At 59.7% G+C, this 11106-nt stretch carries 8 protein-coding genes and 1 riboswitch; of the genes, 3 read left to right on the top strand and 5 right to left on the bottom strand.

The features are described from left to right. Positions 1–100 precede the first annotated feature (100 nt). Positions 101–3811, bottom strand: a complete 3711-nt coding sequence (gene metH / locus QMX93_RS27205; protein ID WP_282358612.1) for a methionine synthase — start codon at positions 3809–3811, stop codon at positions 101–103. 156 nt (positions 3812–3967) lie between these two features. Here metH and QMX93_RS27200 point away from each other — a divergent pair, with 156 nt between their 5' ends. From QMX93_RS27200 to nfuA, 3 genes are all read left to right on the top strand, one after another. After that, entirely contained in the window at positions 3968–6274 is a 2307-nt protein-coding gene (locus tag QMX93_RS27200; protein WP_282358611.1) for a fatty acid cis/trans isomerase, read from the top strand. A 184-nt stretch (positions 6275–6458) separates the two neighbouring features. After that, a complete protein-coding gene (locus QMX93_RS27195; protein ID WP_282358610.1) occupies positions 6459–7481 on the top strand; it encodes an acyltransferase in 1023 nt (340 codons plus the stop codon). Positions 7482–7538: 57 nt separating this feature from the next. Continuing rightward, the gene (gene nfuA / locus QMX93_RS27190; RefSeq protein ID WP_007912592.1) at positions 7539–8123 is read left to right on the top strand and encodes a Fe-S biogenesis protein NfuA; all 585 of its coding nucleotides are present in this window, start codon (positions 7539–7541) and stop codon (positions 8121–8123) included. A gap of 209 nt (positions 8124–8332) precedes the next feature. On the opposite strand, the gene cobM is transcribed toward nfuA, so the two are convergent. The 4 genes from cobM to QMX93_RS27170 all read right to left on the bottom strand — a co-directional run bounded on the left by cobM (position 8333) and on the right by QMX93_RS27170 (position 10481). After that, positions 8333–9079: a precorrin-4 C(11)-methyltransferase gene (gene cobM / locus QMX93_RS27185; protein WP_212544509.1), complete on the bottom strand. Its 747-nt coding sequence runs from the start codon at positions 9077–9079 to the stop codon at positions 8333–8335. Positions 9080–9160: 81 nt separating this feature from the next. Continuing rightward, entirely contained in the window at positions 9161–9574 is a 414-nt protein-coding gene (locus tag QMX93_RS27180; protein WP_053120837.1) for a cobalamin biosynthesis protein, read from the bottom strand. Continuing rightward, positions 9571–10272: a CbtA family protein gene (locus QMX93_RS27175; RefSeq protein ID WP_159814778.1), complete on the bottom strand. Its 702-nt coding sequence runs from the start codon at positions 10270–10272 to the stop codon at positions 9571–9573. Before QMX93_RS27175 ends, QMX93_RS27180 begins: the two co-directional genes overlap by 4 nt. 11 nt (positions 10273–10283) lie before the next feature. Then, positions 10284–10481, bottom strand: coding sequence for a CbtB domain-containing protein (locus QMX93_RS27170; RefSeq protein WP_053120833.1), 198 nt, complete (start codon positions 10479–10481; stop codon positions 10284–10286). Positions 10482–10604: 123 nt separating this feature from the next. Next, a riboswitch (cobalamin riboswitch) is annotated at positions 10605–10825 on the bottom strand. Positions 10826–11106 lie beyond the last annotated feature (281 nt).

Here is an 11106-nt window from a genome sequence, read left to right as displayed (position 1 = left end):
CCTGCTGGCGAAGGCGTCATGTCAGTCACCATCAATGTTGAATAATCGCCCGCTTTCGCGAGCAGGCTCGCTCCCACAGGGGATGTGCGTCAGGGCTGGATCAGATGTCGTAGCCCAGATTCGGCGCCAGCCAGCGTTCGGTCACGCTCAGTTCCTGACCTTTGCGCGAGGTGTAGCTGGCGATCTGATCCTTATCGACCTTGCCCACCGCGAAGTACTGCGCCTGCGGATGGGCGAAGTACCAGCCGCTGACCGCTGCCGCCGGGAACATCGCGTAGTGCTCGGTGAGGAACACGCCGCTGCGGCCGGCACGCATTTCTTCGGCTTCCGGGTCGAGCAGGGCAAACAGCGCGGCTTTCTCGGTGTGATCCGGGCAGGCCGGGTAGCCCGGGGCAGGGCGGATGCCGCTGTATTGCTCTTTGATCAGCGCTTCGTTGTCGAGGGTTTCGTCCTTGGCATAACCCCAGTGCTCTTTACGCACTTGCTGGTGCAGCCATTCGGCGCAGGCTTCGGCCAAACGGTCGGCAAGGGCTTTGACCATGATCGAGTTGTAGTCGTCGCCAGCGTCCTGATAGGCCTTGGCCACTTCTTCGGCGCCGATGCCGGCGGTGGTTATGAAACCACCGACGTAGTCGGTCACTTCGCTGTCTTTCGGTGCAACGAAGTCGGCCAATGAGAAATTTGGTTTGCCGTCGGTCTTGATGATCTGCTGGCGCAAGTGATGCAGTTTGGCTAATGGCTGGCCGTCATCGCCGTACAGTTCGATGTCGTCGTCATGCACCTGATTGGCCGGCCAGAAACCGAACACTGCGCGAGCGCTGATCAGTTTCTCGTCGATCAGTTTGGCGAGCATTTCCTGCGCGTCTTTGTACAGCGAAGTCGCGGCTTCACCGACCACCTCGTCTTCGAGGATGCGCGGGAATTTGCCAGCCAGATCCCAGGAGATAAAGAACGGCGTCCAGTCAATGTATTCGGCGAGGACTTTCAGGTCGATGTTGTCCAGAACCTTGCTGCCAGTAAAGGTTGGTTTAACGGGCTGGTATGTCGCCCAGTCAAACTGCGGCTTCTTGGCGACGGCCGCTGCGTAGCTCAAACGCTCGGTGCGGGCGCTGCGGTTGGCGGTGCGCTCACGTACATCGACGTATTCCAGACGGGTCTTCTCGACGAAACCGGCCTTCAGTTCTTTCGACAGCAACTGCGTCGCCACGCCGACCGCGCGGGAAGCGTCGGTCACGTAGACTACGGCATCGTTGCTGTACTTCGGCTCGATTTTCACCGCGGTGTGCGCTTTGGACGTGGTCGCGCCACCGATCATCAGCGGCAGATGGAAATCCTGACGCTGCATTTCGCGCGCAACGTGCACCATTTCATCCAGCGACGGCGTGATCAGACCAGAGAGGCCGATGATGTCGCACTTCTGCTCTTTGGCCACCTGCAGAATCTTCTCGGCCGGCACCATCACGCCGAGGTCGACGATGTCGTAGCCGTTGCAACCGAGCACCACGCCAACAATGTTCTTGCCGATGTCATGCACGTCGCCCTTGACGGTGGCCATGAGGATCTTGCCCTTGGCTTCCGGTTTGTCGCCTTTTTCCAGTTCGATGAACGGGATCAAGTGAGCCACGGCCTGTTTCATCACGCGGGCGGATTTCACCACTTGCGGGAGGAACATTTTGCCGGCGCCGAACAGGTCGCCAACGATGTTCATGCCCGACATCAGCGGGCCTTCGATCACTTCGATCGGGCGGGCGAACGACTGACGCGATTCTTCGGTGTCTTCAACAATGTGCGTGGTGATGCCTTTGACCAGCGCATGCTCCAGACGTTTGTTGACCTCCCAGCTGCGCCACTCTTCGGTCTCGGCTTCCTTGACGCTGCCGTCGCCCTTGTACTTGTCGGCGATGGCGAGGAGGGCGTCGGTGCCGTTTGGCGTGCGGTTGAGCACCACGTCTTCAACGGCGTCGCGCAGCTCTTGCGGGATCTGGTCGTAGATCTCCAGTTGGCCAGCGTTGACGATGCCCATGGTCAGGCCGGCGCGGATCGCGTAGAGCAGGAACACCGAATGAATCGCCTCGCGCACCGGGTTGTTGCCACGGAACGAGAACGACACGTTGGACACACCGCCCGAGGTCAGCGCATACGGCAGTTCATCGCGGATGTAGGCACAGGCGTTGATGAAGTCGACAGCGTAGTTGTTGTGTTCTTCGATGCCGGTGGCGACGGCGAAAATGTTCGGGTCGAAGATGATGTCTTCCGGCGGGAAGCCGACTTCGTTGACCAGAATGTCGTAGGAGCGTTTGCAGATTTCTTTCTTGCGCGCTTCGGTGTCGGCCTGGCCGGCTTCGTCGAACGCCATCACCACCACGGCGGCGCCGTAGCGCTTGCACAGCTTGGCGTGATGGATGAACTGCTCGACGCCTTCTTTCATGCTGATCGAGTTGACGATGCCCTTGCCCTGAATGCACTTCAGACCGGCTTCGATCACTTCCCATTTCGACGAGTCGATCATGATCGGTACGCGCGAGATGTCCGGTTCACCGGCGATCAGATTGAGGAAGGTCACCATGGCCTTCTTCGAATCGAGCATCCCTTCGTCCATGTTGATGTCGATCACCTGCGCGCCTGCCTCGACCTGTTGCAGGGCGACTTCCAGCGCTTCGGTGTAGTTGTCTTCACGGATCAGCCGGGCGAATTTCGCCGAACCGGTGATGTTGGTGCGCTCGCCGACGTTAACGAACAGCGAGCTGCGATCGATGGTGAACGGCTCCAGACCCGAGAGGCGGCATGCCTTAGGGATGTCCGGAATCTGACGCGGCGCGTAACCGGCCACAGCTTTAGCGATGGCTTCGATGTGCCCCGGCGTGGTGCCGCAGCAACCGCCGACGATGTTGAGGAAACCGCTCTGGGCGAATTCTTCGATGACCTTGGCGGTTTCCGACGGCAGTTCGTCGTACTCGCCGAATTCGTTCGGCAGGCCGGCGTTCGGGTGCGCGGAAACGTGGGTGCTGGCCTTGTTCGACAGCTCTTCCAGGTACGGACGCAATTCGCTGGCGCCGAGTGCGCAGTTGAGGCCGACGGAAATTGGCTTGGCGTGCGCCACCGAGTTCCAGAACGCTTCAGTGGTCTGGCCCGACAGGGTGCGGCCGGAGGCGTCGGTGATGGTGCCGGAAATCATGATCGGCAGTTCGATGTGCAGCTCTTCGAACACGCCTTGCACGGCGAAGATCGCCGCTTTGGCGTTGAGGGTGTCGAAAATGGTTTCGATCAGGATCAGGTCGGCGCCGCCCTCGATCAGGCCTTTGGTGGCTTCGGTGTAGTTTTCCACCAATTCATCAAAGGTGACGTTGCGATAGCCCGGGTTGTTGACGTCTGGCGACAGCGAGCAGGTGCGGCTGGTCGGGCCGAGTACGCCGGCAACGAAACGCGGCTTTTCCGGGTTTTCGGCAGTCTTGGCGTCAGCGATCTTGCGCGCCAGTCGTGCGCCTTCTACGTTTAACTCGTAGGCCAGCTCTTCCATGCCGTAGTCGGCCATGGAAATACGCGTGGCGTTGAAGGTGTTGGTTTCGAGAATGTCGGCGCCGGCATCCAGATAGGCTTTTTCGATGCCACCGATCACGTCAGGGCGGGTCAGCACCAACAGGTCGTTGTTGCCTTTGACGTCGCTCGGCCAGTCGGCGAAGCGTTTGCCGCGATAGTCCTGCTCTTCGAGCTTATAGCTCTGGATCATCGTGCCCATGCCGCCGTCGAGTATCAGGATGCGCTCTTTGAGAGCTTGCTTGAGAGCTTGAAGGCGGACGCTGCGATCGGACATTTGGACTACTCGGAAAGACCATTACGAAGGAGCGGGATCATAACAAACCTGTGCGGTTTTAGAGCATGTGGCGCTTTTGCATGAATATCGCTCATGTTGGGACGGACGTCATAATGTAGAATCGCGGCGTTTTTTTATAAAATCGGGATCAGCAGCATGTCTTACCGCGTCATGGGTTTTGTGTTGCTGTTTCTCAGCTGGGGCGCCGTGGCGCAAGAGCCAGCGGCTGCACCTGCCATTTCCCCATCTATTTCCTACACCCGCGACATCCAGCCAATCTTCACCGAGAAGTGCGTGGCCTGCCATGCGTGCTACGACTCCGCCTGCCAGCTCAACCTTGGCAGTGGCGAAGGCGCGGCCCGTGGCGCGAGCAAAATGCCGGTGTATGACGGCGAGCGCACTAAAGCGGCGCCGACCACCCGATTGTTTTATGACGCCTTCGGCAAACGTGCCTGGCAGCAGAAAGACTTCTATTCGGTACTCGATGCGCAGGGCAGCCAAGCGGCGCTGATGGCGCGGATGCTCGAGCTGGGGCACAAGACGCCGCTGACGCCTAACGCCAAGTTGCCCGAAGACATCGTTCTGGGGTTAAACCGCGCAAATCAATGCGCAATGCCTGCCGAATTTGAAGGCTACGCCGGTGCTCACCCGAAAGAGGGCATGCCGCTGGCGGTCACTGGCCTGACCGATCAGCAATACCAGACGTTGCAGCGCTGGCTCGCCTCCGGTGCGCCGATTGACGAACAAGGTCTGGCGCCGAGCGCCAAGGAATCCCTGCAAATCGTTCAGTGGGAAAACCTCCTCAACGCTCCCGGCGCCCGCGAAAGCCTGGTCGGCCGTTGGCTCTACGAACATTTGTTCCTCGCGCACCTTTATTTCAAGGACGGCGAGCCGGGGCATTTCTTCCAGTGGGTGCGTTCGCGCACGCCGACGGGTCAACCGATCGACCTGATCGCCACCCGCCGCCCGAACGACGATCCGGGCACGCAGGTGTATTACCGCTTGTGGCCGGTGCAAGGGGTGATCGTGCACAAAACCCACATCACCTACCCGCTGAGCGCGGCGAAAATGGCGCGGGTGAAAAGCCTGTTCTACAGCGGCAACTGGCAGGTCAACGCCTTGCCCGGTTATGGGCCGAACAGCCGTGCCAATCCATTCGCTACGTTCGAAGCGATTCCGGCACAGGCGCGTTATCAGTTCATGCTCGATAACGCCGAGTACTTTGTCCGCACCTTTATTCGCGGCCCGGTGTGCCGTGGGCAGATCGCGACGGACGTGATCCGCGACAACTTCTGGGCGCTGTTCCAGGCCCCGGAGCACGACCTGTACATCACCGACCCGAACTATCGCGGCCAGGCCACGCCGTTGCTGGCGATGCCGGGGCAGAACGACGACGTCGGCAGCGTGCTGACCCTGTGGCACAACTACCGCGACAAACGGAATGAATACGAGGCCCTGCGTCGTGACAGCTATGCCGAAGTCCCTGCGCCGAGCTGGTCGACGCTGTGGGCCGGCAACGACAACGCGTTGCTGAGTATCTTCCGCCACTTCGACAGTGCTTCGGTGACCAAAGGCCTGATCGGCGAAGTGCCGCAAACCATGTGGTTGTTCGACTATCCGCTGCTGGAGCGCACTTATTACCAGTTGGCGGTCAACTTCGATGTGTTCGGCAACGTCTCCCATCAGGCGCAAACCCGCCTGTATTTCGACCTGATCCGCAACGGCGCCGAGCAGAACTTCCTGCGCTTGATGCCCGCCGATTCCCGCGAGGACTACCTCGATGATTGGTACCAGAGCAGCGGTCAGTTCAAGATGTGGCTGGATTACGAGTCGATCGACGACGACAAACCGACCGCGCTGAAACTCAACGAAAAAGATCCGAAATACGACTTCGCCATGCAATTGTTGGCGCGTTACGGCGACCTGAATGCGCGGCCTGACCAGATCAACCGTTGCGACAACGCCTATTGCTCGCGGCCGAATATCGACCCGGCGCTGCAAAATGCCGAACAGGCGCTGAGTCGCCTGACCTCGCGGCCAGCGGCTGGTTTGAAGGTGATCGACCAGTTGCCGGAAGCGACCATGCTGCGCATTGAAACGGCCAGCGGCAAACGCGAGGTTTACAGCTTGCTGCGCAACCGTGCGCATAGCAATGTGGCGTTCCTCACCGGGGAATCGCTGCGTTATCAGCCGGGGCTGGACACGTTGACCATTTATCCCGGCGTACTGAGCAGCTATCCGAATTTCATCTTCAACATCCCGGCTGATCAGGTGCCGGCGTTTGTCGATGCCATGGACAGTGCCAGGGATCAGGCGCAATTTGAGAAAATCGTCGAGCGCTGGGGGATTCGCCGCAGTCATCCGCAGTTCTGGTTCTATTTCCATGATCTGAGCCGCTACATCCACGAAACCGACCCGGTGGAAGAGGGCGTGCTCGATATGAACCGGTACGAGAATCTTTGATCTTTTAAGCCGAGCCTGCTGTCCCACCCATAAGCAACACCACAAACCCTTGTAGGAGCTGAGCTTGCTCGCGAAGGCACCGGCACATTCAACAATGATGTTGACTGAACCACCGCTTTCGCGAGCAAACTCAGTTCCTACAAGGGATTGAAGGTGGATTTGAGGGTGTGGACGGGAGCCGGTGATGTTGATTTCAGTGCAAGCCCTGCGTGCGCTGGCCGCGTGGACGGTGGTCTGCCACCATTTCATGCAGATTTTCTTCGACTTCGAAGCGCGCGGGCCGATTGGGCAGTGGTTCATCGACAAAGGCGCGGTGGGCGTCGATGTGTTCTTTGTCATCAGTGGTCTGGTGATCTTCCTTTCCACCGAAAATAAGCCGCTGCCGCCCGCGCGGTTTCTGCTCTATCGCCTGTTTCGCATCGTCCCGGCGTATTGGCTGTACACGGCGCTAATGGCGTTGTTGGTGGTGTTCGCCCAGCCGTTGCTGCCCGATCAAACCGTGGATTGGGGGCATTTTTTACTGTCGTTGCTGTTCATTCCGACTGAAAATCCCGGCGGCTACGGAATCTACCCGACGCTCAATGTCGGCTGGACGCTGAATTACGAAATGCTCTTCTACGTGCTGTTTGCCTGGGCGCTGCTGTTTCGCTTGCAGGTGCGTCTGCTGGTGGTCGCGGCGCTGCTGTTTGCGGTGAGTCAGGCGTGGACGGGGTTTGGCTGGATCAGCGAATTTTATCGCTCGGACATCGTTTACGAGTTTCTGCTGGGGATTGGCATCGGCATGCTCCATCGTCGCGGCTGGATCGGCGCCGGTTTATGGCTGCCGCTGGCCGGGATAGTCGCGGCGTTGCTGGCGATTTATCACTTGGCGCCGGCGCCACGGCTGCTCAATTGGGGCGTGCCGAGTGCGGTGCTGGTGATGTCGTGCATGGCGCTGGAGCGTTATGTCGAGCGCAGCCGCTTGCTGAAATTGCTCGGTGACTGCTCGTATTCGGTGTACTTGATGCACGTGCTGGTGCTCTCGGCGGGCGGTTTCATCGCGCGGCGCTATGGGGTCAACCCGTATTTGATGTTCGTCGTCTGTGCGCTGGCGATCGGTGTGGGTTCGTGGTTGAGCTACGAATGGGTGGAAAAACGCAGTTACCGCTGGCTCAAGGCGCGGGTCGATGGCGAGCCCGACGAGAATCTTTCCCGACAAAAATACTAGGACTTTGTCCGGCGCAACGATTGGCGTAAACTGCGCCCAAGCCTGCGAGGAGTTTCCATGACCGCTATTACCATTACCGACGCCGCCCACGATTACCTGGCTGATCTGCTCTCCAAGCAGAACACCCCGGGCATCGGCATCCGCGTCTTCATCACCCAGCCTGGCACCCAGTACGCCGAAACCTGCATTGCCTACTGCAAGCCGGGCGAAGAAAAACCTGAAGACACCGCGCTGGGGCTGAAAAGCTTCACCGCGTATATCGACCACTTCAGCGAAGCGTTCCTTGACGACGCTGTTGTCGACTACGCCACCGACCGCATGGGTGGCCAACTGACCATCAAGGCGCCGAACGCCAAAGTGCCGATGGTCAACGCCGACAGCCCGGTCAACGAGCGCATCAACTACTACCTGCAAACCGAAATCAACCCGGGGCTGGCCAGCCACGGCGGTCAGGTCAGCCTGATCGATGTGGTTGAAGACGGCATCGCCGTTCTGCAATTCGGCGGCGGCTGCCAGGGCTGCGGCCAGGCGGACGTAACGTTGAAGGAAGGCATTGAGCGCACTTTGCTTGAGCGTATTCCGGAGCTGAAAGGCGTTCGTGACGTGACCGACCACACGCAGAAAGAAAACGCCTACTACTAAGTGGTGTTCGCTGCGGACAAGAAAAACGGCGCTGTGGCGAGGGGATTTATCCCCGATGAACTGCGCAGCAGTTCCAATTCAGGCAATGCATTTTCCCGTGATGAATGCATTGTCTGAAGCCACAGAATCAAAAGATCGCAGCCTTCGCCAGCTCCTACATTGGAATGTGTTTCCCTGTAGGAGCTGCCGAAGGCTGCGATCTTTTGCTTTCAGGGCCTGTAAAGGTGTGCATGCCCGGCGCGATACAACGATGACTCGCTAAACACCTCACTCCCCAACACCCGACCCACCAGAATCAACGCCGTACGCCGAAACCCTTTCGCTTCAACCTTCTCGGCAATGTCCGCCAGCGTCCCCACCACCCAGTCCTGATCCGGCCACGTCGCCCGGTGAATCACCGCAATCGGGCAGTCCGCGCCGTAATGCGGCAGCAACTCCAGCAGAATCTTCGGCAAATGATTAACGCCCAGATGAATCGCCATGGTCGCCCCATGCTGTGCCAGACTGCCCAGCTCCTCACCCACCGGCATCGCGGTTTTATCGGCATAGCGGGTCAGAATCACGCTTTGCGAGACATCCGGCAGGGTCAGTTCCGCCCCCAGCAACGCCGCACACGCCGCCGTTGCCGTCACGCCGGGAACGATCTCAAACGGAATATTCAGCTCGCGCAGATAACGAATCTGCTCACCAATCGCGCCATACAGACTCGGATCGCCGGAATGCACCCGCGCCACATCCTGACCGTTCGCGTGCGCGGTTTTGATCAGTTCGATGATCTGTTCCAGATGCAATTCGGCGCTGTTGACCACTGTTTCAGCCTGATGACCATCCAGCACTGCCGCCGGTACCAGCGAGCCTGCATAAATGATCACCGGGCAGCTGCGAATCAGCCGCTGGCCTTTGACGGTGATCAGTTCCGGGTCGCCGGGGCCGGCGCCGATGAAGTAGACGGTCATCGCTAAATCCTGTGAAAAAGGGGCACGGCCAACACTTCAGATGAAGATTGCTCATGATCGATGGCGGGGATTATCGGGAATTTAGGCAGCGCCGGCCAATGCGAAGGTGGCCTGAGCGTATTTTTGTCGGGAAATCAGCAGTTTTGCCGGTGCCTGAATCAACTGTTCGGCGAGGGCCAGCGCGGCACTTTCGGCGACGCCGTAGCAACCGGTGCGCTCGTAAGCAATCTCGGAACGGTGGCTGAGGCGTTCCTGATAACTGGCCAGTTCTTCGCTGCTGAAGTACAGCAGCGGCAGCGCCAGTTGCGCGGCGAGCTCTTGCAAACCGGGCTCGTCGCGCTTCAGGTCGATGCTGGCCAAGGCCTTGATCGCCTGCAACTCAATGCGATGCGCCTGTAACGCCTGATCAAGTAACGCGCGCAGCGTACTGACGGGGCAGCCGCGCTGGCAACCCAGACCGACCACGAAGGTCGGCGCTGCGCTGTCATTCGTCATGCGTGGTATTGGCCATCGCTTTTGCGGCGGAACAACCAGGCGCTGATCAGGCCCAAGGCCAGCCAGAACGCGACGTTGGTCAGCTGCGAAGCGATTTTGAACTGCGCTTCCAATGCTTCAGGAGCGAGCATCGAATGCACTTCCGGCTGCGGCGCGCCGATCACGTGCGGCACGGCGAGGATCGCCACACCGAGAACTTTCATCAGCCAGTGACGGCTGAACGCGATCAACGACAGGCCGACAGCGGTCGACGCGGCCGTGCCGATCCACCACATCTGTCGCGAAGCCAGATCAGCCGCCGCGGTACCCGGCAACTCAGGCGGCAGACCCAAGGTCGGCGCGAGGACAAACGTGGCGTAACCGGCCAGACCCCAGAGCAGGCCTTGCGAAGTTTTGGTGGGCGCACGGAGGGTGTAGAGACCGGCGAGCATCAGGGCGAAACCGACGGCGACGACCAGATTGCCACCGGTGGTCGAAACCACGCGCTGCCAGCCGGGCTCCGGCTCCCAGGCTTCGGCGTCGTGGGTGTGGCCGGCCATGGCGCCTTCGGCGTGTTCATGCACGGCGACGGGTTCGGATTTTTCGAAAGTTTCCGCTTGAAGAATCAGTGGCGAGACCCAGAAGCTTTGCAGCAGGGTGAGGAGCAGGGCAGCCAGAAGCCCGGTAAAACCTGCGGTTTGCGCAATACGCTTGATCATGTCGGCAGGTCTCAGTGGCACGGGAACGCGGCGCTGTGGCGGGTATCGTGGGCGGCGTTGTGTACCGCTTCGATGTGCGAGAAACCGGCGAAGTAGACCAGGCCGGCGCCGAGGATCGACGCGAAGATCGCGGCGGTCAGGCGTTGGCTCAGTGTGGCGGTGCTGGCGATTTTGTCCGTGTTGCTGCCGGTGCTGCTGATGATCGACATGGCGCTTCCCTCTGGAGTGTCAGTGGGTGATTTGAGCGCATGAAAACCCCTGCGGGTCGGGCTCGCAGAGGTTCGAACAGCGCCCGCCCACCGCGGGTTTGTTATGTTCAGCTGCGCACGAGGTGCGCGCTGTGTGTTAAGGGCCGGTCTCCGGGCTCACGAGGGGTTGGCGTCAGGCCGACCTGCAAGCGTCTCCTTCCCATGCTTTTGGGCACAGTGGTTTTGACGCTTCGCTCGCTTACCGTTGCGGGGGCAGCACCGGACTGACATGGCTTGAGTAAAGCACATGATTCACCGGTTTCCCGTTTCACCCTGTGAAGGGCACCCGTAACAAGTTGTGTAGGAGAGCATGGGGTTGGGTTTTTAGTCAATTTTTTGGGGTGGATCCGTTGCTGCGGGTGTGGCTGGTTATGGTTCCGCCCTTACGGCGGGTCACTTTTGGCAAACGCCCCAAAAGTAACCAAAAGGTCTGTGCCCTGACGTTCGGCCCTCGCTGTGGCTCGGGTTCCTTCGCTCCGGGATTGATCCGGGGGGCAGCGCCTACGGTTTGCTTCGCTGCACCTCCTCTCGCTGTGTTTGGCTGCGCCAAACGGTCGCTGCGCTCCCACCCCCGGATCAATCCCTC

Origin of the sequence: Pseudomonas sp. PS01303 (genome assembly GCF_029959385.1) — a bacterium.
GTDB classification, from domain to species: domain Bacteria; phylum Pseudomonadota; class Gammaproteobacteria; order Pseudomonadales; family Pseudomonadaceae; genus Aquipseudomonas; species Aquipseudomonas rustica.
This window is presented reverse-complemented; position numbering and strand designations above follow the sequence as displayed.

Coding starts and splice junctions, on each gene's coding strand:
- metH (WP_282358612.1), bottom strand. CDS start 3,811: ATGTCCGATCGCAGCGTCCGCCTTCAAGCTCTCAAGCAAGCTCTCAAA.
- QMX93_RS27200 (WP_282358611.1), top strand. CDS start 3,968: ATGTCTTACCGCGTCATGGGTTTTGTGTTGCTGTTTCTCAGCTGGGGC.
- QMX93_RS27195 (WP_282358610.1), top strand. CDS start 6,459: ATGTTGATTTCAGTGCAAGCCCTGCGTGCGCTGGCCGCGTGGACGGTG.
- nfuA (WP_007912592.1), top strand. CDS start 7,539: ATGACCGCTATTACCATTACCGACGCCGCCCACGATTACCTGGCTGAT.
- cobM (WP_212544509.1), bottom strand. CDS start 9,079: ATGACCGTCTACTTCATCGGCGCCGGCCCCGGCGACCCGGAACTGATC.
- QMX93_RS27180 (WP_053120837.1), bottom strand. CDS start 9,574: ATGACGAATGACAGCGCAGCGCCGACCTTCGTGGTCGGTCTGGGTTGC.
- QMX93_RS27175 (WP_159814778.1), bottom strand. CDS start 10,272: ATGATCAAGCGTATTGCGCAAACCGCAGGTTTTACCGGGCTTCTGGCT.
- QMX93_RS27170 (WP_053120833.1), bottom strand. CDS start 10,481: ATGTCGATCATCAGCAGCACCGGCAGCAACACGGACAAAATCGCCAGC.